Annotated in this window: 21 protein-coding genes; 11 read left to right on the top strand and 10 right to left on the bottom strand. The window is 70.8% G+C overall.

Annotated features, from left to right (window positions below):
- Window positions 1-103 precede the first annotated feature (103 nt).
- Window positions 104-283: an IS3 family transposase gene (locus BLW84_RS50470; RefSeq protein ID WP_425441793.1), complete on the top strand. Its 180-nt coding sequence runs from the start codon at window positions 104-106 to the stop codon at window positions 281-283.
- 69 nt (window positions 284-352) lie between these two features.
- Here BLW84_RS50470 and BLW84_RS33200 read toward each other — a convergent pair whose 3' ends face one another.
- The gene (locus BLW84_RS33200; protein ID WP_177226829.1) at window positions 353-1,114 is read right to left on the bottom strand and encodes a S1 family peptidase; all 762 of its coding nucleotides are present in this window, start codon (window positions 1,112-1,114) and stop codon (window positions 353-355) included.
- Window positions 1,115-1,312: 198 nt separating this feature from the next.
- On the opposite strand from BLW84_RS33200, the gene BLW84_RS33195 reads away from it, so the two are divergent.
- A complete protein-coding gene (locus BLW84_RS33195; RefSeq protein WP_093273559.1) occupies window positions 1,313-2,296 on the top strand; it encodes an NAD(P)/FAD-dependent oxidoreductase in 984 nt (327 codons plus the stop codon).
- A gap of 74 nt (window positions 2,297-2,370) precedes the next feature.
- On the opposite strand, the gene BLW84_RS33190 is transcribed toward BLW84_RS33195, so the two are convergent.
- Both BLW84_RS33190 and glpX read right to left on the bottom strand, forming a co-directional pair.
- Window positions 2,371-3,117 carry a S1 family peptidase gene (locus BLW84_RS33190; protein ID WP_093273556.1) on the bottom strand — a complete coding sequence of 249 codons (747 nt, stop codon included), beginning with the start codon at window positions 3,115-3,117 and terminating at the stop codon, window positions 2,371-2,373.
- Window positions 3,118-3,328: 211 nt separating this feature from the next.
- The gene (gene glpX, locus BLW84_RS33185) at window positions 3,329-4,363 is read right to left on the bottom strand and encodes a class II fructose-bisphosphatase (protein WP_093273554.1); all 1,035 of its coding nucleotides are present in this window, start codon (window positions 4,361-4,363) and stop codon (window positions 3,329-3,331) included.
- A 178-nt stretch (window positions 4,364-4,541) separates the two neighbouring features.
- On the opposite strand from glpX, the gene BLW84_RS33180 reads away from it, so the two are divergent.
- The gene (locus BLW84_RS33180) at window positions 4,542-5,135 is read left to right on the top strand and encodes a DUF4245 domain-containing protein (RefSeq protein WP_093273551.1); all 594 of its coding nucleotides are present in this window, start codon (window positions 4,542-4,544) and stop codon (window positions 5,133-5,135) included.
- Window positions 5,136-5,534: 399 nt separating this feature from the next.
- Here BLW84_RS33180 and BLW84_RS33175 read toward each other — a convergent pair whose 3' ends face one another.
- The 4 genes from BLW84_RS33175 to BLW84_RS33160 all read right to left on the bottom strand — a co-directional run bounded on the left by BLW84_RS33175 (window position 5,535) and on the right by BLW84_RS33160 (window position 7,967).
- Window positions 5,535-5,750, bottom strand: a complete 216-nt coding sequence (locus BLW84_RS33175) for an exodeoxyribonuclease VII small subunit (protein WP_093273594.1) — start codon at window positions 5,748-5,750, stop codon at window positions 5,535-5,537.
- A 35-nt stretch (window positions 5,751-5,785) separates the two neighbouring features.
- Complete coding sequence (locus BLW84_RS33170; RefSeq protein WP_093273549.1) at window positions 5,786-6,205, bottom strand: hypothetical protein; 420 nt, start codon at window positions 6,203-6,205, stop codon at window positions 5,786-5,788.
- A gap of 14 nt (window positions 6,206-6,219) precedes the next feature.
- Window positions 6,220-7,446 carry an exodeoxyribonuclease VII large subunit gene (gene xseA / locus BLW84_RS33165; protein ID WP_093273591.1) on the bottom strand — a complete coding sequence of 409 codons (1,227 nt, stop codon included), beginning with the start codon at window positions 7,444-7,446 and terminating at the stop codon, window positions 6,220-6,222.
- Between the two features lie 74 nt (window positions 7,447-7,520).
- Complete coding sequence (locus BLW84_RS33160) at window positions 7,521-7,967, bottom strand: lipid droplet-associated protein (RefSeq protein WP_093273547.1); 447 nt, start codon at window positions 7,965-7,967, stop codon at window positions 7,521-7,523.
- Between the two features lie 323 nt (window positions 7,968-8,290).
- Between BLW84_RS33160 and BLW84_RS33155 the strand changes: the two genes are divergently transcribed.
- The gene (locus BLW84_RS33155; protein ID WP_093273545.1) at window positions 8,291-9,310 is read left to right on the top strand and encodes a 4-hydroxy-3-methylbut-2-enyl diphosphate reductase; all 1,020 of its coding nucleotides are present in this window, start codon (window positions 8,291-8,293) and stop codon (window positions 9,308-9,310) included.
- A gap of 56 nt (window positions 9,311-9,366) precedes the next feature.
- On the opposite strand, the gene BLW84_RS47875 is transcribed toward BLW84_RS33155, so the two are convergent.
- Complete coding sequence (locus BLW84_RS47875; RefSeq protein ID WP_177226825.1) at window positions 9,367-10,242, bottom strand: DUF6542 domain-containing protein; 876 nt, start codon at window positions 10,240-10,242, stop codon at window positions 9,367-9,369.
- A gap of 237 nt (window positions 10,243-10,479) precedes the next feature.
- Between BLW84_RS47875 and BLW84_RS33140 the strand changes: the two genes are divergently transcribed.
- The 4 genes from BLW84_RS33140 (at window position 10,480) to BLW84_RS33125 (ending at window position 16,885) form a co-directional block, all read left to right on the top strand.
- Window positions 10,480-12,072 (top strand): sugar ABC transporter ATP-binding protein, encoded by a 1,593-nt coding sequence (locus BLW84_RS33140; protein ID WP_093273538.1) that lies wholly within the window; start codon window positions 10,480-10,482, stop codon window positions 12,070-12,072.
- Complete coding sequence (locus BLW84_RS33135; protein ID WP_425441791.1) at window positions 12,069-13,106, top strand: ABC transporter permease; 1,038 nt, start codon at window positions 12,069-12,071, stop codon at window positions 13,104-13,106. The genes BLW84_RS33140 and BLW84_RS33135 overlap by 4 nt, the downstream gene beginning before the upstream one ends.
- Before the next feature lie 25 nt (window positions 13,107-13,131).
- On the top strand, window positions 13,132-14,136 hold the full coding sequence (locus BLW84_RS33130; RefSeq protein WP_093273536.1) for a substrate-binding domain-containing protein: 1,005 nt from the start codon (window positions 13,132-13,134) through the stop codon (window positions 14,134-14,136).
- Window positions 14,137-14,536: 400 nt separating this feature from the next.
- Window positions 14,537-16,885 (top strand): glycoside hydrolase family 172 protein, encoded by a 2,349-nt coding sequence (locus tag BLW84_RS33125; RefSeq protein WP_093273533.1) that lies wholly within the window; start codon window positions 14,537-14,539, stop codon window positions 16,883-16,885.
- Between the two features lie 78 nt (window positions 16,886-16,963).
- Here the strand turns inward: BLW84_RS33125 and BLW84_RS33120 are convergent, their stop codons facing one another.
- The gene (locus BLW84_RS33120) at window positions 16,964-17,959 is read right to left on the bottom strand and encodes a LacI family DNA-binding transcriptional regulator (protein WP_093273531.1); all 996 of its coding nucleotides are present in this window, start codon (window positions 17,957-17,959) and stop codon (window positions 16,964-16,966) included.
- A 236-nt stretch (window positions 17,960-18,195) separates the two neighbouring features.
- Here BLW84_RS33120 and BLW84_RS33115 point away from each other — a divergent pair, with 236 nt between their 5' ends.
- The 3 genes from BLW84_RS33115 to BLW84_RS33105 all read left to right on the top strand — a co-directional run bounded on the left by BLW84_RS33115 (window position 18,196) and on the right by BLW84_RS33105 (window position 22,250).
- Complete coding sequence (locus tag BLW84_RS33115) at window positions 18,196-19,611, top strand: L-fucose/L-arabinose isomerase family protein (protein ID WP_093273528.1); 1,416 nt, start codon at window positions 18,196-18,198, stop codon at window positions 19,609-19,611.
- A 120-nt stretch (window positions 19,612-19,731) separates the two neighbouring features.
- Window positions 19,732-21,231 (top strand): FGGY-family carbohydrate kinase, encoded by a 1,500-nt coding sequence (locus BLW84_RS33110; RefSeq protein WP_093273527.1) that lies wholly within the window; start codon window positions 19,732-19,734, stop codon window positions 21,229-21,231.
- Between the two features lie 80 nt (window positions 21,232-21,311).
- A complete protein-coding gene (locus BLW84_RS33105; RefSeq protein ID WP_093273524.1) occupies window positions 21,312-22,250 on the top strand; it encodes an alpha/beta hydrolase in 939 nt (312 codons plus the stop codon).
- A gap of 88 nt (window positions 22,251-22,338) precedes the next feature.
- On the opposite strand, the gene BLW84_RS33100 is transcribed toward BLW84_RS33105, so the two are convergent.
- The gene (locus BLW84_RS33100; protein WP_425441792.1) at window positions 22,339-23,262 is read right to left on the bottom strand and encodes a DNA recombination protein RmuC; all 924 of its coding nucleotides are present in this window, start codon (window positions 23,260-23,262) and stop codon (window positions 22,339-22,341) included.
- Window positions 23,263-23,313 lie beyond the last annotated feature (51 nt).

The following is a 23,313-nucleotide window of genomic DNA, read 5'->3' as shown; positions in this document are numbered from 1 at the left end:
CCAGGGATTTCAGTATCAGCATCGTTCCTGGCGGCACCTGCTGGCCGGAGTGGGCGCGACCCAGTCGATGTCCCGCACAGGCAACTGCCACGACAACGCCGTCATCGAGAGCTTCTTCGGCCACCTCAAGGAAGAGATGTTCCACCACACCCGCTATCTCAGCGTTGAGGCGTTCACGACCGCGCTGGATGACTACATCACGTGGTTCAACACCGACCGGGGCCACACACACTGCGAGGGCCTGAGCCCGGTGCAATACCGGGCCCAGACCCTCGCTGCCTAGACTCTTACTTAACGAGTCCAACTCCCGGGGACCAGTTCACGAGGAAGGTGCCCTTCGCGTCGGAGAAGATCAGCCGATGGTGGCGGCGATCCAGTCCTTGTAGGCCGTCGCGTCGGTGTAGATCGACGGGGCCGTGCCGCAGACCGGGATCAGGCTGCCGAGGCGGCTGGTGACGCCGGTCAGCTTCCAGTCGCCGGGCTGCCCCTCCAACTGCGGGCCGCCGGAGTCGCCGAAGCAGGCGTTGGCCAGCAGCTCGTTGCTGCCGGTGCAGATCTCGGTCGCGCCGTCGATCCCGCTCAGCGAGCACTGGCCGTCGGGGACGACCTCGGTGTCCAGCTGCTGCAGCTGCGCGGGCGGCTGGCCGCAGCCGCGGACCGGGCAGGTCACGCCCCAGCCGATGATGCGCGACGCGGTGCCCTCCGGACCGGAGGCGTCGGCGATCTCGACGGGCGTCTGCGACACCGCGCGGTCGAGCTTCAGCAGTGCGATATCGCCGTTGGGGTTCTTGGTGGCGTAGTCCGGGTGCACCACGATCTCGGCGACGCCGGCCTCGGTGCCGCCGGTGGTGTGGTCCGGGCTGCCGATCCGCAGACCGAGGTCGGCGGGGGTGACGTCCTGCACGCAGTGCGCCGCGGTGACCACCCACTGCTGGTCGATCAGGGAAGCCCCGCAGCTGTGGTTCCCGGCGCGCTGCAGCGACGCCATCCAGTCGTACTGCTCGGTGGCGTCGTGCCCGCCGACGATCAGCGCGCCCGGATCGTCCGCGGCGCTCGCGGTGGCGGGCAGCAGCCCGCAGCTCAGCGCGACGGCCGCGAGGCCGGCGAGCAGCATGGATTTCCTCTTCACGGGCAGTCCTCCCCGACGTGAGCCCCTTTTTCGGTGAACGTAAGGGCGGGTTCGCCGACCGGGTACCGCCAACTGCGGAAGCGAGTTCGGCGTTCTGGTGCAGCGCCGCCGGAGATGCGGACATCGCGCCGGAGATCCGGCTAGCCTGGGTGTGTCCACACGGTCGACGACGAGGTGGTGGGCATGACCGCGGTGTCGCATGAGGTCGATCTGCTGATCGTGGGCGCGGGTCCGACCGGTTTGTTCGCCGCCTACTACGCGGGATTCCGCGGGCTGTCGGTGGCGGTGGTCGACGCGCTGCCCGAGCCCGGCGGCCAGGTGACCGCGATGTACCCGGAGAAGATGATCTTCGACGTGGCCGGGTTTCCCGAGGTGCGCGGCCGCGATCTGGTTGCCGCGCTGGTGAAGCAGGCCGGCCAGTACGACCCGGGCTACCTGCTCGGCAGGCCCGCGACCGGGATGTCCGATGTGGATGGCGGGCTGCTCGTCGAGGTCGGCGGGGGAGAGGCGGTGCGCGCCGGCGCGGTGCTGGTCACCGCCGGGATCGGCGAGTTCACCCCGCGCCCGTTGCCCGCCGGCGGCGACTGGGTCGGTCGCGGCGTCGTGCACTTCATCCCGGAGCTGTCCGTGCACAGTGGACACGACGTGGTGGTGGTCGGCGGCGGCGATTCCGCGTTCGACTGGGCGCTGGCCCTGCACCCGGTGGCCCGCAGCGTGACCCTGGTGCACCGCCGCACCCGGTTCCGTGCGCATCCGGGCCTGATCGGCAAGGTCGAGGACCTGGGCGTCCCGCTGATCACCCCGGCGGAGGTCGCGGAGATCCGCGGCGACGACACCGGCGTGCGCGAGGTGGAGATCGAGCTCGGCGAAGGGCAGCGCCGGGTGCTGCCTGCGCAGACGGTGGTGGCCGCGCTGGGCTTCACCGCCGACCTGGGGCCGATCGAGGAGTGGGGCCTGGCGCTGGAGAAGCGCGCGATCCTGGTCGACAGCGCGATGCGGACCAGCCGGTCGCGGGTGTACGCGGCGGGCGACGTCGCGGCGTACCCGGGCAAGGTCAAGCTGATCGCCACCGGCTTCGGCGAGGCGGCCACGGCGGTCAACAACATCGCCGTAGAGCTCAACCCGGACGCCCACCTGTTCCCCGGCCACTCCTCGAACATGGGCTGACGAACACCAGGGCACGGCGCGGAATCGCGCCGTGCCCTGGTGAGTTCTCGGGTGGGGCGCCACCCGAAGCCGGCTCAGCCGCCGGTGTTCTGGCTGACCCAGTCCGCGTAGGCGACGACGTCGGTGTAGATCGACGGGCCGGTGGCGCAGGTCGAGTCACCGTTGCCGGACCGGCTGGTCGCGCCGATCAGCTCCCAGTTGCCCGGCGTGCCCTTGATCTGCGGGCCGCCCGAGTCGCCGTAGCAGGCGCCCGAGTCGCCGTTCGGGTTGTCGGTGCAGATCTCGCCCTGCCCGTCGATGCCCTGGCAGCCGGAGTCTTCGACGACCTGGGTGTCCAGCTCCTGCAGCACCTGCGGGGCCGGGCCGCAGCCGGGCTCGGCGCAGGTCTGGCCCCAGCCGATGATCCGGGTCGCGGTGCCCGCCGCGCCCGAGTCGGCGGCGATCTTGATCGGGGTGGCCTGCAGCTGGCGGTCGAGCTGCAACACCGCGATGTCGCCGGAGGGGTGCGTCTGCACGTTGGTGACGTTGGCCTCCTCGCCACCGCTGGTGTGGTCGTTGCTGCCGACCCGGACGCTGAACTGGCCGCCGCCCTGCACGCAGTGCGCGGCGGTGACCACCCAGTCGGGCTTGATCAGCGAGCCGCCGCAGCCGTGCTGGCCCTGCTGCTGCAGCGACACCATGAACGAGTACTCCTCGGTGGCGTCGTGGCCGCCGACGATGTACGGGTTGACGTCGCTGGGTGCCGCGACCGCGGGCAGGCCGAGTGCACCGATCGCGCCGACCGCGGCGATGGCTCCGATCAGAACCGAACGCTTCCGCATGTCCGTCGAATCCTCCCGTGTGTCCGGCACCACTGGCCGGGCTGGGCACAGACGGTAAGCGGATACATCCCATCGGCGTACCCACGAAGGAATGAGGTCGACAACGTCGAAAGCGGTGACCTGCGGTCGAAACCGCAGGTCACCGCTCGGAAAACGACGTCGTTCCGGTCAATCAGCGAGTTTTTGCCAATTTCCCGAAGGTGTCACCCGCTCAGGGCAGCAGCCCGTGCAGTGCGGTGTCGCTTTCGCCGAGGTCGACGTCGGCGTACTCGCGCAGCTTGGACAGCTTGTGCTGGCCCTCGATCACCCGGACCGTGCCGGACTTGGAGCGCATCACGATCGACTGCGTCGTGCACCGGTTGGCGCGGTAGTGCACGCCCTTGAGCAGCGCGCCGTCGGTGATGCCGGTGGCGCAGAAGAACATGTTGTCGCCGCGCACCAGGTCCGAGGTGGTCAGCACCTGGTTCACGTCGTGCCCGGCGTCGCGGAGCTTCGCCCGCTCGGCGTCGTCCCGCGGCCACAGCCGCGTCTGGATCTCGCCGCCGAGGCACTTCAGCGCGCAGGCCGCGATGATGCCCTCCGGGGTGCCGCCGATGCCCAGCAGCATGTCGACGCCGCTGCCCGGACGCGCGGCCGCGATCGCGCCCGCCACGTCGCCGTCGGAGATGAACTGGATGCGCGCGCCGGCCTCGCGGACGTCCTTGACGATCTGCTCGTGCCGCGGGCGGTCCAGGATGCACACCGTGACGTCGGAGACGTCGATGTGCTTGGCCTTGGCGACCCGGCGGATGTTCTCCGCGATCGGGGCGGTCAGGTCCACGACCCCGGCGGCCTCCGGCCCGACCGCCATCTTCTCCATGTAGAACACGGCGGACGGGTCGAACATGGTGCCGCGCTCGGACACCGCGAGCACCGCCAGCGCATTCGGCATGCCCTTGCTGAGCAGCGTCGTCCCGTCGATCGGGTCGACCGCGACGTCGCAGTCCGGGCCTTCGCCGTTGCCGACCTGCTCGCCGTTGTAGAGCATCGGGGCTTCGTCCTTCTCGCCCTCGCCGATGACCACGACGCCCCGCATGGACACGGTTCCGATGAGCTTGCGCATCGCGTCCACCGCGGCTCCGTCGCCGGCGTTCTTGTCGCCGCGGCCGACCCAGCGACCCGCGGCCATCGCCGCGGCCTCGGTCACGCGGACCAGTTCCATCGCCAGGTTGCGGTCCGGTGCTTCGCGGTGTCGTTCGGTGCTCATCGCGCCTCCCGGTGGTGAGCGGTTTTCAGGTTCACTGCCCGAGAACGGCGGGATCCAGGCCCGCGCTCAGGCTCGTTGCCCCCGATCTTCGCAGATCGGCAGGCCCCTCGGAGCTCCCTCGTGGGGCAGCCCACTCCTGCTCGGCCGCCTGGCGGGCCGCTGGTCGGCCGGTGAGAGCATGGGCGACGTGGCCGAACCCCGCAACCAGCAACAGCCCGCGTCCCGTCCGCCCCGGACCGTGTCGGCGATGGTGTTCGCTCTGCTGCCGATGGTGCTGGTGGCCTTCGGGATCGCCGGGATGACGGGGCAGTGCTCGTTCAACCCGGGTGGCCCGTCGATCCAGGGCGGTCCGGTGCCGACGGTCGACGTGCCTGCCGAACTGCGGCGCGCGGCGGGGCGGGTGGACTTCCCGGTCCTCGAGCCGAACCTGCCCGCGAACTGGCGGGCCAACGCGGCGAACGTGACCACGCTCGCCTCCCACGCGCAGGTCGTGCGGGTCGGGTGGCTGACCGGCGGCGGCCGGTACCTGCGCCTGGCGCAGTCGACGGCCGCCGAGGACGAGCTGGTCGAGAGCGAGACGCGGCAGGCGCCGCACGCCAGGGGCGCGGTCGACGCCGCGGGGCGGCAGTGGGTGGTCTACGACAGCGTGCGCGGCGAGCAGGCCTGGGTGACGGAGCGGGACGGAGTCCGGCTGCTGATCACCGGCAACGCCGACGAAGCGGAGTTCCGAGCCCTCGCCGAGGCGGCCATCAACGCCCCGCCCGGAGCCTGACCGACTTCAGTTTCAATTGAGGGTTTTTCATCCTGGTCGGGTACCGCAGCTGCGGTGTCTGACCTGCGTCTGAGTGCGTGCGGTCGCCAAGCGCCGTCAGGCGCTTTCGGGCCCCCTTCGCAACTGGCACCGCCGCGGGTTCACGGAGCCCACCCCTCTGGGGTTCCTCCGGCGAGGACGGCCCTGACGCCGTGTATTGGCATACATAAGTCAGGGCACCCACAGCCAGGCGGGCGCTGTAACTCCCGCAGGGGGGGGCGCCACCCGCACCGCCACGCAGAACGAGGTTGGAAAAACCTCATTGAAACTGTTGCACCCTGTGGTGGTATCCACCGGCGGAAAGTGCTCTGAAGTGCGCAGTTTCAATTGAAACCGCGGGGGGTGCGGCGAAGGCCTTGGTCAGTCCTGTTCGACGGCCGCCAGGGCGCGCTCCACGCGCTCGCGGGCTCCCGCCAGGTGGCGTTCGCAGACCGTCGCAAGGGCTTCGCCCCGCTCCCACAGCGCCAGCGAGTCCTCCAGCGAGAGGCCGCCGGCCTCCAGCTGCTTGACCACCTCGGCCAGCTGGTCGCGGGCCTGCTCGTAGCCGAGCTCGGCGACCTCGGGGTGCTCGGCCACCGGGTCGAAGTGCTCGTCCTGCTGATCGTTCGCCGTCACGGGGTCGGACTCTCCACGTAGTTCTGCACGGACACCACCGCGGTGGCGATCGCCTGGTCGTAGCCGACGAACGCCTCCGCGAACTCGGCACCGTCGCCCTCGCGCACCGCATCGTTGATGCGCAACTGCGCCTCCGCGACCCTACGTCGGTGCGCCGACGCGGCCCACCACCCGGCCCCCACGTACCCGGAGGTGGCCTCGGCGAGCGCGCGCAGGCGCGACGGCAGGTCCTTGCGCTCGGCGGACTGGCAGCCGCCCAGCAGCGCGGCCCAGCAGCCGACCGCCGCGACGTCCGCCGCCTCGGCGCAACGGCGCACCTCGCCGGCCCCGTCCCGCAGCAGCGCTGAGCCCTCGGTCGCCGACCTCGCGACGCCGATGGTCAGTGGGAGGAACGATGGTTCCTGCTTCGGGTGCACGTTCTCAGTCCTGTTCAACCTGCTCGGTCCGGTACGACTGCCTGGATCGCTCCGTCAACGACCCGTACCCGCAGTCGAGTTCCCGGCGGCGCCTCCTCGACCGACCGGAGGACGCCGTCCACGCCGTCCTCGACGCGCTGCACGATTGCGTATCCACGAGCCAGCGTGGCCGCCGGACCCAAGGTCGTCAAGCGAGATCGAGTCGCGGTCAGCGCGTGTCGCTCGTTGTTGAGCGCGGTCGTCATCGCGCGGCGGGCGCGGTCGTGCAACAGCTCGACCTGCTCGGCGCGCCGTTCCAGCGGCCCGAACGGGTCGGCCAGCACCGGGCGGCTGCGCAGCGCGTCGAGCAGCCGGCGCTCCCGGTCCACCCATCCGTGCAGCGCGCGGCGGGCGCGGTCGCGCAGCTGGTGGATCCGCTGCGTCTCCTCGGCGACGTCCGGTACCACCCGCTTGCCCGCGCCGGTCGGCGTCGAGCAGCGCACGTCGGCGACGTGGTCCACCAGCGGCGAGTCCGGCTCGTGCCCGATGGCGCTGACCACCGGCGTGCGGCAGGCGGACACCGCGCGGCACAGCGCCTCGTCGGAGAACGGCAGCAGGTCTTCGACGCTGCCGCCACCGCGCGCCAGCACGATCACGTCGACCTCCGGCATCCGGTCCAGCTCCTGCAGCGCCGTCAGGATCTGCGGCACCGCGGTCGAACCCTGCACGGCGACGTTGCGGACCTCGAACTGCACCGCGGGCCAGCGCAGCTGCGCGTTGGTCAGCACGTCGTGCTCGGCGGCCGAGGCACGGCCGGTGATCAGCCCTACCCGATTCGGCAGGAACGGCAGTGGCCGCTTGCGCGCCGGATCGAACAGGCCCTCGGCCTTCAGCAGCTGGCGGAGCCGCTCGATGCGCGCCAGCAGTTCGCCGATGCCGACCGCGCGGATCTCGTCGACCCGCAGGCTCAGCGTGCCCCGGCCGACGAAGAACGTCGGCTTGCCGTGCACCACGACCCGGCTGCCGTCGGTCAGCGGCGGCTCCATCTTGCGCAGCATCGCGGCGGCGCAGGTGAGCGTCAGCGAGACGTCGGCGGACGGGTCGCGCAGCGTCAGGAACGCGGTGGCCGCGCCGGGGCGCAGCGAGATCTGGGTGATCTGCCCTTCCACCCAGATCGTGCCGAGCCGGTTGATCCAGTCGGCGATCTTGCGCGCCACGGTCCGTACCGGCCAGGGCTCCTCGGGACTGGTCGGGGAACTCAGGGTCACTCCTCGGTGCTTCCCGGCCGCGAGGCCGGGGCCGCAGTCTCAGGCGAGACTGCCGGGGTCTTCTCGGGTCACTGGTTGCGCAGGCGTTCGAGCCGGTTCTGGAGCATGCGGACGAACTCCGGCCGCTGACCGTGCCGCTGCTCGTAGGACAGCAGTTCCGCCAGCTCCGGCTCGGAGAACGAGCGCAGCCGGCCCCGCAGCTGCGGCAGCGTCAGGTGATCGTAGTCGGGCAGCACCGACAGGTCCTCGGACAGCACCGCCGGTTCCGCCGGTTCGTCCTCGTCGAAGGTCGCCCAGGCCGGCTGCTCCTCCGGGGTGCGCAGCCCGGCGAGAGCCTCGTCGCCCTTGATCGCCAGCTCGGTGATCTGCTGCTGGATCCGCATCGACGCCTGCAACGCCTGGCTGGCCACGGTGACCGGCAGGCCGAGCAGGGTGGTCGGCAGCTGGCGGGCCTGCTCGACGGCGGTGGCGGCGAGCCCGGCGGCGATCCGCACCGGCAGGGGGAACGATGACATGCGCCCAGCCTGCCGCACTCGGGCCCGCGAAGCCATCGCCTCGTCGCACGACTGTGATCTGGAGCAGCCGGGCGACTGCGGGGCCATGTGATCTTCTGCTCTTGAAGCGGCGTAGCCGCTTAGCCCACTCTCGCAGCTTGCGCCGCCGCGGGTTCTCAGGCGTCGTCTGGCGAGGACAGCCCCAGCACCGCGTATTGGTCATACTCAAGTCGGGGATCCCGGAGTCCAGACGGCGTCTGAGGTTCCGCCACCCGCACCGCAACGCAAAGTGAGTCCGACGACAGGTTCTGAGCGCCTCGGGTGCGGTCCGTACCCTTGGCGGTATGACGACCTCGCCCGAGGCCACTGGCCTCGTTGACCAGGACGCCCGGCCGGCCAAGCGGGTCCTGCTGGCCAAACCGCGCGGGTACTGCGCAGGTGTCGATCGCGCGGTGATCACCGTCGAGAAGGCACTGGAGACCTACGGCGCGCCGATCTACGTGCGCAAGGAGATCGTGCACAACCGGCACGTGGTGGAAACGCTGTCCGAGCGCGGCGTGATCTTCGTGGACGAGACCGACGAGGTGCCGGAGGGCGCGCTCGTGGTGTTCTCCGCGCACGGCGTGTCCCCAGCGGTGCACGCGGAGGCCGCGCAGCGCAACCTGCGCACCATCGACGCGACGTGCCCGCTGGTCACCAAGGTGCACAAGGAAGTCAACCGGTTCGCCCGCGAGGACTACGACATCCTGCTGATCGGCCACGAGGGGCACGAGGAGGTCGAGGGCACCGCGGGCGAGGCCCCGGACCGCGTGCAGCTGGTCGACAAGCCGGAGGACGTCGACAAGGTCGAGGTCCGCGACCCGAGCAAGGTCGTGTGGCTGTCGCAGACCACGCTCAGCGTGGACGAGACGATGGAGCGGGTGGACCAGCTCAAGGAGCGGTTCCCGGATCTGCAGGCGCCGCCGAGCGACGACATCTGCTACGCGACCTCCAACCGGCAGTACGCGGTGAAGGCGATGGCGCCGGAGTGCGACCTGGTGATCGTCGTCGGCTCGCAGAACTCCTCGAACTCCAAGCGCCTGGTCGAGGTGGCGTTGCAGGCGGGCGCGTCTGACGCGCACCTCGTGGACTTCGCGAACCAGATCGACGAGGCCTGGCTGGACGGCGTCACCACGGTCGGCGTGACCAGCGGTGCGTCGGTGCCGGACGTGCTGGTGCTGCAGGTGCTGGACCACCTGGCCGAGCGCGGCTGGAACCAGGTCGACGAGGTCACCACGGCCAACGAGAAGATCACCTTCGCGCTGCCGCGGGAGCTCCGCAAGGACCTCGACGAGAACCCGGACAAGCCCAAGGGCGTCCGCTGACCGAGTAGCGAAAAGGGGCATCCGCACTGCGCGGATGCCCCTTTTTCAGTCCCGGTTCACCCGAACTGCTCGTCCCGCCGCGGCCGACGGGGTCGCCGGGGCGGCTCCCCCTGCGGCGGCTCCGCCGCTCGCGGTCGCCCGGGCGCCTGCCGCGGGGCTGCGCCCCGCCGCGGCGGCACCGCGCGGCCGTCCCGCTCCGGCCGCGGCTCGGCTCCGCGCGCCCTGCCGGGCGCGTCGCCTCGTGCCCGGCCGGGCGCATCGCCGCTGCGCGGCCGCCCGGGGGCCTGGGCACGCCCGCGCTCCGCTTGGGCTCGCTGCGGGCGCTCTGCGTCGTCGGAACGGGGCTTCCTGGTGCGTTCGCGCTCTTCGGGCCGCCGCTTCTTGGCGTCTTCGGCCGGTTTCTTGCGCGGCGGCGCGACGGGGCGGCGCTTCTTGGTCGCCGCGTCGCTGTCCGCGATCTCGGGGCGGGACCGGGTTCGCTGGGTAACGAACATGCGGATGAGGCCGATGCCAAGGGAGACGATCGTGGCGCCCGCCATGATCGGGAAGCTGCTGATCAGCGGTCGCGCGATGGCGAGCGCCTTGGCGGTGATGCCGGCGCCCGCGGTGACCCCGTTGCCGGTCACCAGCACCAGCAGCGGCATGACGATGGTGAGCACGAGTGGCGGTTGGACCATCGGTCCGAACACGCTCCGGCGTTTGACCAGCAGCACGGCCAGCACGCAGCCGACGAAGAAGCACGCCTTGAACAGGATGTCGGGCTGCGACCAGAGCAGGATGTCGACGATCGTTCCGACCGCGGTCGGGATGGCAGCCAGCAGCACGGCTCCCCAGAGCGGCACGCCCTTCGCCCCGAATGCGGAGCGCGTCGACAACTGGGAGGCGCCGCTGCTGGGGGGTGGGGCGCTCTGGCTATCGCGGATCGCGGTCACGAGTCCCAACGGTAACGGTCCAGTACCCCGGGCCGAGAGCCCTCTTCCGGAACTTGCGCGTTAATGCACGTTGGGTTACCTGCGACCCCCGATGACGTGACCGCCATGTGATGTCGGTGCAGCCGAATGGATGCCCTGTCACTTGGGCGGGTGTGTGAACCTTGACACAAGTAGCGTGACCATTTTAGCGTCCGGGCAATCGTTTTCTCACGATTCGCGAGCGGCGTGAGGGGTGCTATGGGCGCGGCGCCACCGCTGGTCGAGATGACCGGCATCACCAAGCGTTATGGGGGTGTGCTCGCGTGTGACGGCGTGGACCTGGAAGTCCGCGCCGGCGAGGTGCACGCGCTGCTGGGCGAGAACGGTGCGGGCAAGAGCACGCTGATGAAGGTGCTCTCCGGCGACGTCGTCGATCACGCTGGGTCGATCTCGATCGAAGGCCGGGCGGTCCAGTTCGGAAAGCCGGCCGACGCGCAGCACGCCGGGGTCGCGATGATCCACCAGGAGCTGGACCTGGTGCCCGGGCTGAGCGTCGCCGAGAACCTCTACCTCGGCCGCGAGCTGCGCAACCGCTTCGGCGTGGTGGACCGCCGGAAGATGGCCGTGCGCACCCGCGAGCTGCTGCAGCGCACCGGCATCGACCTGGATCCGCTGCGGCCGGTCGGCGAGCTGCGCGTCGGCGAGCAGCAGCTGGTGACCATCGCCCGCGCCCTGTCGCTGGACGCGAAGGTGCTGATCATGGACGAGCCGACGTCGGCGCTGTCCAGCACGGAGGTCGAGCGGCTGTTCGCGGTGATCGCCGAGCTGCGCCGCGGCGGCACCGGCATCGTCTACATCTCGCATCGGATGGATGAAATCGGCCGGGTCGCCGATCGCGCCACCGTGTTGCGCAACGGCCGCAAGGTCGCGGAGTTCGACGCCCGGAAGCTGACCGCGGAACAGGCCGCCGAGGCGATGGTGGGCCGCTCGGTGCAGACGATGTTCCGCGCCGAGAGCGGCGCCGTCGGTGAGGAGCTGCTGTCGGTGTCCGGGTTCGCCGTCCGCCCGCGCCGGCCGCGGGTGGGTCGCCGGGAACCCGACGGCATCGATCTGACCGTGCGTCGCGGGGAGATCGTCGGGCTGTGCGGGTTGCTCGGCTCAGGTCGCACCGAACTGCTGGAATCGCTGTTCGGGGCGGGGTCCTCCGGCACGTGGGAGGGGGAGGTGTCCCTCGACGGACGCCCGGTGCGGCCGAGGGGTCCGCACCGCGCGTTGCGCGAGGGCATCGCCTTCGTGCCGGAGGACCGCAGGAGTTCCGGGCTGGTGCTGGAGCATTCGGTGCTGGCCAACACGGTCCTCTCGGTGCTGGACCGGCTCGGCGTGGCCGGGCTGGTGCGCCGCCGCGCCGAGGTGTCCGCCACCGAGCGCAGCGTGCAGCAGCTCAAGATCAAGCTCGGCCGCATCCTCGACCCGGTCGGCACCCTTTCCGGTGGAAATCAGCAGAAGGTCGTCTTCGGCCGGATGTTGCAGACCGAACCGCGGTTGCTGCTGCTGGACGATCCGACCCGCGGCGTGGACATCGGCGCGAAGTCGGAGATCTACCAGCTGCTCGGCGAGATCGCGGGACGCGGCATCGGGGTGCTGCTGGCGTCCTCGGAGCTGCCGGAACTGGTCGGCGTGTGCCACCGGGTGGTGGTGCTGCGCGCCGGCCGCAGCGTGGCCGAGTTCGACACCGCCGAGGTCGGCGAAGCGGAATTGCTGGCGGCCGCCATGGGCGAGGGCGTGGCGGCAGGCGAGGCCGGGCCGGTCGTCGGCACCGGGCGGCAGAGCACTGGGGGAGGAGCGCGGTGAGCAACCAGACGGAGGAACGGCCCGCGGAATCCGGCGCGGTGGCCGCGCGGAGGCGGACGAACGTCGTGGCGACGCTGTTCCGGTTCCAGAGCTTCTTCGGCCTGGTCGCGGTGTTCCTGGCGGCGGTGGTCTTCTCGCCCCGCAACGACGGGCAGATCCTGTTCCTGACCAGCGAAAACCTGTTCAACATCGTGCGCGCGGTGTCCGAGATCGGGATCATCGCGATCGGGCTGACCTTCGTGATCCTGACCGGCGGCATCGACCTGTCGGTCGGCTCGGTGCTCGGGTTGGCGGCGGTGGGCTCGGCCGTGCTGATGGTCGAGGACGGCTACGGCGTCTGGGCCACCGTCGCGCTGGTGCTGCTCGCGGGCATCGTCTTCGGCCTGTTGCAGGGCACGGCCGTCGCGTTGCTCGGCGTGCAGGCCTTCATCGTCACGCTGGCGGGCCTGCAGATCGCGCGCGGCCTGGCGCGGATGTGGTCCGGCGGCGAAACGGTGCAGATCTCCTACGGCGACGGGCCGGGCCAGGCGCCGATGCTGTTCTCCTTGCTCGGGGAGCGCACCTTCGGCGGCGTGGTGCCGATTCCGGCGCTGATCTTCGCGGTGGTCGCCGTCGTCGCGATCCTGTTCCTGCGCGGCAGCGCCTACTCCCGCCACCTCTACGCCATCGGCGGCAACGAGAAGGCCGCCCGGCTCTCCGGCGTGCCGGTGAACCGGGTCAAGATCATCGCCTTCGGCATCGCCGGGTTCTGCGCCGCGCTCGCCGGGATCGTGCACGCCGGCCAGCTCAACGCGGGCAGCCCGAACGACGGAATCGCCTACGAGCTCGACGGAATCGCCGCCGTGGTGGTCGGCGGGACGAGCCTGGCCGGTGGCCGGGGCTCGGTGATCGGCACCATCGCCGGTGCGCTGCTGCTCGGCATCCTGAACAACATCCTCAGCCTGAACAGCGTCAACACCGACCTCCAACTGCTGATCAAGGGCCTGGTGATCGTCGCGGCGGCGGCGTTGCAGCGCCTGCGACCGACGTCCTGAAACCCCTCGTCCGGGAGGAAGCACGATGCGCAAGACAACGAAGTCCTTGATCGCAGTCACGTGCGCTGCGGCCGCGCTCGCCGCCGCCGGTTGCGGGACGACCAGCGAGAACACCGGGAAGGTGCAGGCGCAGGATCCGACCCAGCACTGCAAGGGGCCGGACGGCAAGTACACCATCGGCATGAGCCAGGCCAACCTCGCCGAGCCGTACCGGGTCCGGATGGACGACGACATCCGCAAGGCGGCCGAGAAGGTGCCGCAGTTCGAGGTGCAGTTCTCCGACGCGGCCAAGGACAACTCCAAGCAGATCAGCGACGTGGAGAACTTCCTCACCAAGCAGGTCGACCTGCTGATGATCTCGCCGAACGAGGCCGCGCCGCTGACCGACGTGGTGAAGAAGGCCTACAACAAGGGAATTCCGGTCGTGGTGCTGGACCGGAAGGTTGACGGCGACGCCTACACCACCTACATCGGCGCGGACAACGTCCAGATCGGCCGGCAGGCGGGCGAGTACTTCAAGAGCACGCTGCTGCCGGAAGGCGGCAAGATCGTGCAGATCAAGGGCCTGTCCGGGTCGACCCCGGCCGCGGAGCGGGAAAAGGGTTTCAAGGAAGGCATCCAGGGCTCGCAGATCGAGATCGTGGCCACCGCCGACGGCGAATGGGAGCGATCGATCGGGCAGCAGAAGATGGACGCGCTGCTCAAGGCGAATCCCGACATCAAGGCGGTCTACGCGCAGAACGACCCGATGGCCGAGGGCGCGTACCTGGCGGCCCAGGCCGCGGGCCGCAACGACCTGAAGTTCGTCGGCATCGACGGGCTGCCCATTCCGTCCGGCGGCATCAAGGCGGTGGAGGACGGCCGGCTGCAGGCCACCAACCTGTACCCGACCGGCGGCGCGGAAGCCGTGGAAGCGGCCAAGAAGCTGCTGATCGACTGCCAGCCGGTGGACAAGGCGCAGACCCTGCAGACCGCGCTGGTCACCAAGGAGAACGCCGCCGAGGTCTACGCCCGGCTGAACCAGGGCTGACGCACCCGCAGTCGTGAGTGGTCGTGGCCGCCCCGGTGGCCACGACCACTCGCCACTGCGCGCTCGAGGCAAAGCCAGGCGCTATTACGAATGATCGCGATCTCTGAATAATTCCGTTGCCGGTAAGACTTTTCTCGTGAAAATCCCAATACACCTGGATGGTGGTTGTCGGAGCCTGCGGGTCCGGCAACCATCTTATTGAGTGAATTCGCTTCGCGGATTCTTCGACACCCGCCCGTATTGGTTGGCTTCGTGGAGATCTCCTTCTTACGCTGCGCTCAATGCGCGAGTGATCTTTCACCCTCGGAGCCGGAAGAAAATCCATTCAGTCGCGCACCACCATCGCAAACAGCGTCCGCCACCGTCCGAAGATAGTGGCGCGCGGGGAGGGGCGAGCACGATGAGAGACCGCTCAGCAACGCCGCCGGGAAATGGTCGTCGGCGCGCCCGCCGGCTCGGTGCCTACCTCGGAATCGCTTCGCTGGCCGCGGCCGCCGTGGTCGCGGACGCCGGATTCAACCCGGTCCGCGCGGACGCGCAGCCGGCGGCCCCGGCGCGGGGACCGGTCGGCTGGGACACGTACCGGAACCTCGGTGCGACGGCCCAGCTGCGCGGCGACGAGAAGTCGTTCCAGGCCTCCAGCTTCGACCGCACCGGTGGGAACAACGACGGATTCCGCGGGACCTACTCCTGCCTGCGGATCACCGACCGCGGATGCGTGATCGCCGAACACGGCGGCGCGGGGGAGATCACCTCCATCTGGTCCACCCGCGAACCCTGGGGCGACGTCACGGGGACCGGCAACATAGTGATCGAACTCGACGGCCGGGTGATCCTGAACGCGCCGCTGGTCGACGTGGTCAACGGGCGGGTGGGCGCGCCGTTCTCGTGGCCGCTGGTGGCCGGCGCCGGAGACGCCGCCGGCGGCGTCTCCATCAAGGTGCCGATGCCGTACCGCAAGTCGATGCGGGTGACGGTGCAGCGCAACCCGTACTTCTACCACGTCTCCTACCGGGCGTTCCCCAACGCGGACGGCGTGAAGACCTTCAACCCGAACGATTCCGCCGGGGATGTGCTCGACCGGTTGCGCCGCTTCGGCGTCGCCGACCCGAAGCCCGCCGCCTCCGGCGCCACCCCGACCCGCAAGGACTTCGACCTGACGCCGGGTTCCTCCGCCACGATCGCCCGGCTCACCGGGCCGCAGCAGATCTCCCAGCTCCGCGTGCGGCTGCCGCAGGTGGTGGGCAGCCCGCAGGTGGTCGACGACGGCTACGCCTTCGGGCAGGCCGGCGGCACCCGGTTCACCATGCGCGTGGACCCGAACAACCAGGGTATCCGGCTGATCCGGCGGTACGACGCGCAGATCGCAGACCAGGTCGCCGACGTGTTCGTGGACGGTCGGCCGGTCGGGCAGTGGCGCGGCGGCCCGGCGCGGCCCGGCCAGTGGGGCCTGGAGTTCCTCGAGGTGCCCGCCGAGCTGACCGCGGGCAAGTCCGAGGTGCAGGTCTCCAGCCGCTTCGTGTCGTCCGCCCTGGACGTCAACGAGTTCCGCTACGACGTGCAGAGCAAGGTGGGCGGCGAGTGGGTGCGCACCGACGTGCTCGACCTCGGGCCGGACCACCCCGGCGAGCAGGGCGCGCACGGCTACCGCATCGACAACGAGGTCTTCGCCCGGTCCAAGCTCATCGCCCGCTACCCCAACGATCCCGGCCAGGTCGCGGCCTCCGACGAGGTGCTGTCCACCGCCCGGATCCGCATCACCGTCGACGGGCAGACCACTGTGGACGCACCGATCGGCGAGTTCTTCGGCACCGGGCTCGGCGAGTACGACGTGCGCAGCCTGATGACCTCGGTCGACCCGGGCCTGGACGGCTGGTACACGTCCTGGTGGCCGATGCCGTTCGCGCAGAACGCGGTGGTCGAGGTGGTCAACGGTGGCGGGATCCCGATCACCGGCGCGACCGCCGAGGTCACCAGCGCCCCGGCGCAGGTGGACGGCAACACCGGGTACTTCCACGCCACCCACCTGCGGGGGAACACCGTGCCCGGCCAGGACTGGACGTTCCTGAACACCAGCGGAGCGGGCACCTTCTACGGCGTCACGCACACCATGCGCGGGCTGATCCCGCCGGGCGCGGCGGTGCGCAGCAACCAACCGCACTCCTTCGGCACGCTCGCCGCCGTGAACCAGCGCAACTACCTGGAGGGCGACGAGCGGTTCTACGTCGACGGCTCCGCCGAGCCGGCGTGGCACGGCACCGGTACCGAGGACTTCTACGAGTCCGGCTGGTACTTCCGGGACGGCACCACGTTCTCGATGCCGCAGGTCGGCAACCCGTCGCACGAGATCGGCGCCGACGGCTGCCGGTTCGACTGCACCGGCGCCTACCGGATCATGATCAACGACGCGGTGCCGTTCCGCACCGGCCTGCGGGCGGGGATCGAGCACGGGCCGGTCAACGACGAGCCGGGCGACTACAGCTCGACGACGTACTGGTACGGCGGCCGCGTGCCGGGTCGCCAGCTGCCGATCGCGCCGCCGGCACCCGCCCGGCCGCCGGAGTCGCAGCCGGCCGCCCCGTCGTCGCCGCCGGAGACCAGCACCCGGCCGTCGTCGACCGCCCCGCCGGAGCCCGGGACGCCGGAGGTGGGTAACCCGGAGACCACCGGCCAGAACGACGGCGAACGGCCGTCGGGCGTCCAGCAGGTGGTGGACGTGGTCATCCGCCAGCACCAGCGCAACGGCTGAACCCCGGACCGAGCAGCGGGACCGAGCGAACGGACCGTTCACGCCGCCAAGCGGGGTGAACGGTCCGTTCGCTTCGCGTCACGGCCGGGTGCTGCTGCCCCGGGTGACCAGGTGCGCCGACAGGGTGGTGGTGGTCATGTCGGTGTGTTCCCCGCTGATCCGGTCCAGCAGCAGCTGGGCGGCGACCACGCCCATGTCGTAGGCGGGCTGGGCGACGACCGTCAGCGGCGGGTCGAGCAGCGTCGTCCACGGCGCGTCGTCGAAGGCGACCACGCCGATGTCCCGGCCGGGCCGCAGGCCCAGTTCCGCACAGGTCTCCAGCACGCCGACCGCCATCATGCTGTTCGCCACGAGGACCGCGTCCGGTAGATCGTCCTGGGTCAGCAGCGACCGCGCCGCCTGCTTCGCGCCGGGCGCCTTGAACTCCGAGCGCCGCACCAGCGCCGCCGAGGCCGGCAGCTTCGCCGCGCGCAGGCCGTCCCGGTAGCCGGCGAGCCGGTCGTCCGCGGTCAGCACGCCACTGGGGCCGGTGAGGCAGGCGATCCGCCGGTAGCCCTGCTCCGCCAGGTGCAAGGTCGCCTCCTTGGCGGCGAGCCTGGTGTCGACCAGTACCGTGTCGCCCGCCGAGTTCGGCAGCGGCCGGTCCACCGCCACCACCGGCGTGTTGTTGCGGCTGAGCAGCTCGGCGCTGTCGCCGCGACCGGTCGGGGACAGCAGCACCCCGGCCACCCGCTCCTGCAGGGCGACGTCGACGTACTCGCGTTCCTTGTCCGGCTCGTCGTCGGAGTTGCACAGCACCACCGAGTAGCCCGCGGCGTGCGCCACGTCCTCGACGCCGCGCGCGATCGCGGTGAAGAACGGGTTCTCCACGTCGGAGATGATCAGGGCCAGCACCGCGGTCTCCTGCTTGCGCAGGTTGCGGGCCGGGCCGTTGGGCCGGTAGCCCAGCTCCGCGGCGGCCGCGAGCACCCGCTCGGCCAGCGCCGGATCGACGGTGCTCTTGCCGTTGAGCGCACGTGAAACGGTCGCAGTGGACACCCCGGCGCGGGTTGCCACGTCACTGATCGTCGCCACGGCTCCTCCTAATGTGCCCGCTAGCCGAGTGATGGCGGGCTACCTGCCTTGACAGCCCGTGTCATGCAAGAATAGCGTCCGAGAAAACGATTGCTCGCCGGTCTTCTCGGCAGTTTCAGCGGCGGGCTTCCCGGTCAGGCGATCCGCAGGGAGTTCACCGGTGGCGCCACCGACGTGGCCCTCGCCGCCGGTTCTCCAGCAGTCAACGCCGCCTGTCAGTGAACTTGGGAGGAACTGTGGCCCGCATCGGCGTCGTCAGCATTTCCGACGGTCGTGACCACGTCCACGCCCGCATCGCGGATTTCATCCGGTCCAAACAGGATTCCCTGGTCCGGTCGCTGCAGGCCGCCGGGCACGACGTGGTGGTGGGCGACGACCTGGTCGCAACCAACGTGCTGGCCACCTCGGTGGCCCGCAAGGTCGCCGCGGCCGACGTCGACGTCACCGTCTTCTACTACGCGGTGTGGGCGTTCCCGCACTTCACCATGCTCGCCGCGGACGCCACCCGCAGTCCGCTGGTGCTGGTGGCCAGCACCGATCCGACCGAACCGGGCCTCGTCGGCATGCTCGCCGCGGGCGGCGCGCTGGACCAGATCGGCCGCCGCCACACCCGCGCCTGGGGCGCGCCGGACGACGCCGAGCTGGTCGAGAAGATCGGCGTGCACGCCAAGGCGTCCGCGGCGGTGCGGTCGCTGCGCGGGTCGACGTTCGGCCGGTTCGGCGGGCGCCCGATGGGCATGAACACCGCGGTGGCCAACACCGACCAGTGGATGCGCAAGTTCGGCATCGACGTGGAGGAGATCGACCAGTACGAGCTGGTCCTGCGCGCCGACAAGGCGGACGCCGCCGAGACGAAGAAGGCGCGCGAGTGGATCGAGCAGCACGCGGCGGGCGTGCACTACGACGGCAAGAAGCTGACGCCGGAGCTGCTGGAGCGGCAGATCCGCTCCTACCAGGCGATCCGGGACATCATCGCGGAGCGCAACCTGGACTTCTCCGGCATCAAGGCGCAGCCGGAGCTGACCGAGAACTTCGCGACCATGGACGTCACCGAGGCGTTCCTGAACGACCCGTACGACTGGAACGGGCCGAAGGAAACGCACGTGTGCGCCACCGAGGCGGACATGGACGGCGCGCTGACCATGCAGCTGTTCAAGGCGGTGGCCGGCACCCCGGTGCTGTTCGCCGATGTGCGGCACTACCACGCCGACCGGGACATCTGGGACCTCTGCAACTCCGGCCAGCACGCCACCTGGTACGCCGCCCGCAGCGACGACCCGGCGGAGAACCTGGCGAAGGTCAACTTCTACCCGGAGGTCTTCTTCTTCCCGGCCGGTGGCGCGTCGGTGCAGCACATCGCGGCCCCGGGGCAGATGACGCTGGGCCGGTTGACCCGCGAGAACGGCGAGTACCGCCTGCAGCTGATGCTCGGCGAATTCGAGGCGTACGACGACGAGACCAACCAGGTGCTGGTGAACCAGTCGACGCCGGAATGGCCGCACGCGTTCGCGCGGCTGGACGCGCCGGGCGAGCTGTTCCTGTCGAAGTTCGGCGCGAACCACATCCACGCGGTCCCCGGCGACCACCGGGCGGCCCTGCGCGCCGTGGCGGATCAGCTGGACGTCCGCCTCGACGAGTGGACCCGGGGCTGACAGCATCCTCTTCCGTGCGATTCCCGTGGAGATCGGGCCGTCGATCTCCACGGGAATCGCGTACCTCACCGCATGCGGCGAGGGTTCCGGGTTTCCGAGTCGACGAGGAGGATCGCGCAGGTGGCCGAGAAGGTGTTGCTCGGGATCGACATCGGCACGGCGAGTTCCAAGGGGGTGCTGGTCGCCACCGACGGGCGCATCATCGCCCGCGCCAGCCGGCCGCACGAGACCTCCTACCCGCATCCGGGCTGGGTGGAGCACGACCCGGAATCGGTGTGGTGGGCGGACTTCCTGGAACTGGCCCGGGAGCTGGTGCCCGCCGCCGAAGGCCGGGAGATCGCCGGTCTCGGCGTCAGCGGCATCGGCCCCGTCCTGCTGCCCGCCGACGGCGACGGGAAACCCCTGCGGCCGGCCATCCTCTACGGCGTGGACACCCGCGCGACCGAGGAGATCGCGGAGCTCACCGAGGAGTTCGGGGCGGACGAGATCCTGCGCCGGGGCGGCTCGGCGCTGTCCAGCCAGGCCGTCGGGCCGAAGATCCGCTGGCTCGCCAAGCACGAGCCGGAGATCTACCAGCGCACCGAGATGCTGCTGATGTGCAGCTCCTACCTGGTGCACCGGCTGACCGGCCGGTATGTGCTCGACCACCACTCGGCGAGCCAGTGCGATCCGCTCTACGACCTGCGGGCCCGCGACTGGTCGGCGGACTGGGCGCAGCGGGTCGCGCCGGGGCTGCCGCTGCCGGAGCTGGCGTGGCCGACCGAGGTCGTCGGGCGGGTCTCCGCGCAGGCGGCGGCCGAGACCGGGCTGCCGGAAGGGCTGCCGGTCACCGCGGGCACCGTGGACGCCTGGGCCGAGGCCACCAGCGTCGGCGTGCGGGAGCCGGGCGACGTGATGCTGATGTACGGCACCACGATGTTCTTCGTCCAGGTGCTCACCGACCTGCAGCCGCACCAGGCGCTTTGGGGCACCTGCGGGGCGTTCCCCGACACGTACACGCTGGCCGCCGGGATGGCGACGTCGGGCGCGGTGACGCAATGGCTGCGCGGCCTCGTCGACGGCGATTTCGCCCAGCTCGTGGAGGAGGCGAGCGAGGTGCCCGCGGGCAGCCGCGGGTTGTTGCTGCTGCCGTACTTCGCCGGTGAGCGGACGCCGATCTTCGACCCGGACGCGCGCGGCATCCTGGCCGGGCTGACCACCAGCCACGGCCGCGCCGAGCTGTACCGGGCCGCGCTGGAGGGCATCGGTTTCGGGGTCCGCCACAACCTGGCGGCGATGGGCGAGGCGGGCGGCACGGCCCGGCGGCTGGTCGCCGTGGGCGGCGGAACCCAGGGCGGGTTGTGGACGCAGATCGTTTCCGACATCACCGGCCAGGAGCAGCAGATCCCGGCCGAGACGGTCGGCGCGGCGTACGGCGACGCGCTGCTCGCGGGCGTCGGCACCGGCACCGCCGTCGACCCGGACGACTGGAACCCGGTGACGCGCACCGTCCGGCCGAACCCGGAGCACACCGAGCGCTACGACGCGTACTTCGGCCACTACCGGGATCTCTACGACTCCACGGTGCGGATCGCGCACTTCCTGGCAGGTGAGCAGCGTGCCGCCGACGAGCGTGGCTGATCGCCGATTGACGCGCCACTGATCTTGTTAAGCTCAGGCATTCGGGTGAGCTGTCACGAGATCGGGGAGGCGCGGGGCGGATGGCGGTGACTCGGCGTGTCCTGGCGGCCTGTTTCGCCCTGGTGGCGTTGGTCGCGGCCGGTTGCTCCCGGGAGTCGGACGCCGACGAAGCGCCACCGATCGACACCGCCGCCCGCGACCTCGGCGCGGCCAGCGTGCAGCGCGACCAGGTGTACGCGCAGCGCGGCACCGGCGCCCTGAAGCTGGACCTGTTCCTGCCCGCGAAGCGCGCGACGCCGACCCCGCTGATCGTGTACGTGCACGGCGGCGGCTGGGACGCCGGGGTTCGCGCGCTGGACGCCGATCCCGCCGCGCCGGAGGCGCTGACGGCGCAGCGCCTGCTGGAACACGGCTATGCAGTGGCCACAGTGGACTACAGGTTGACCGGAGCGGCGCAGTACCCGGCGCAGGTGGTCGACGTGGCGGATGCCGTGCGCTGGCTGCAGGGGCGGGCCGGGGAGTGGCAGCTGGACGCCGACCGGGTCGGGCTGTGGGGGGCCTCGGCCGGCGGCCACCTGGTGTCGCAGCTGGGCGCGCTGACGGGGAACCCGGACAAGCCGGGCGGCGGGCTGACCGGCGTCCGGGCGGTGGTGGACTGGTTCGGGCCGGCCGACATGAGCGCCGAGGCCGAGGCCGCGCATCCGCGGATGCAGGAGTACGCGCGGCGGGTGATCAAGCAGCTGCTCGGCTGCATGCCGGTGGAGTGCCCGGCGCGGGCCGAGTCGGCGAGCCCCATCAAGAACATCTCCGGGGACGAGCCGCCGTTCCTGATCCAGCAGGGCACGGCGGATTCGCTGGTCCCGCTCGACCAGAGCCTCGACTTCGCGCGGGACCTGCGGAAGCTGGGCGTCACGGTGGAGATGCACCCGTACGAGGGTCTGGACCACGGCTTCGGCCGGGGGCCGCACAACACGCTGATCGTCGACACGGTCGCGGCCTTCGTCGAGACCCACGTCTGACCTTCCGCGCTGCGGAGCTCCCGTTCCGGCGAGCCCGGGTCTGCGGAAGTTCGACCCGGCTCCAGGTCGAAGATGCGCCGAGGGGCGCTCAGAACCGCTCGGTCTCCCGGTCCCGGACGAGCGGCTGGGCCGCATCGAGCCCTTCCCGCGCCGGGAGCGAGCCGTTGACCAGGCCGTCCTCGTCGTGGCGGATGGTTCCGATGTCGCCGGAGCCCGCTGCTTCGGCCAGCGGCTGGACCGTGCTGCGGAACGACTCCAGCGCGTCGAGCTCGCGGCGGCGGGCCGAGACGAAGCGCTGCAGGTGCGTGCTGGAGAGGTTCACCGCTTCCACCGCGTTGGACGCCGCGCGCTGGGCGCGGACCGAGTGGGCGCGCACCTGCTCGATGTCCTCGGCGATCGTGCGTTCCGTCGCGGCGAACATCGACGCCGACGCCAGCACCGCGAAACCAGTTGGCCCGCAGAGGAAGACCCGCTTGCCCAGCAGCCAGGTGAGCAGCTGCGGGTCGGTGTCGAGGGCGGCGATCACGGCGGCGTCGGATGGCACGAACATGATCGAGCCGTAGATCGCGTCGGCCCACTTCTGGTAGCCCTTGCCCGCGAGCTCATTGGCGCGGGAGCGGATGTTGCGGACGTGCACCCGCAGGGCGTCGGTGCGTTCCTCGGGGTCGTCGGTCTCCATCGCCTCGGCCCACACCGCGAGGCTCGCCTTGGCGTCCACGGGGACCTGGCGCCCGCCGCCCACGGACAGCACCATGTCGGGGCGTGCGGAGCCGCCGCCGGCGAGGTCGGTCTGCAGCGTGAAGTGGATTCCTTCGCGCAGCCCCAGCGACCGCGCGGTCTCCACGAGAACCTGCTCGCCGAGCTCGCCGCGGCCGGTGATGGACGCGAACGCGACTTCGTAGCGCCGGAGGGCGGCCTGCTGCTCGGCGGTGCGGGCGCGCTCGGCCTCGACCATACGCAGCGCTTCGTCGGCTCGGCGTGCACTGTCCGTGTACAGCCGCCAGACCAGCATCAGCGCTGCCGCGACCAACAGCGTCAGCACGACGACGATGGTGATCAGGAC

It is taken from the genome of Saccharopolyspora shandongensis (assembly GCF_900106995.1).
GTDB lineage: Bacteria > Actinomycetota > Actinomycetes > Mycobacteriales > Pseudonocardiaceae > Saccharopolyspora > Saccharopolyspora shandongensis.
This window is presented reverse-complemented; position numbering and strand designations above follow the sequence as displayed.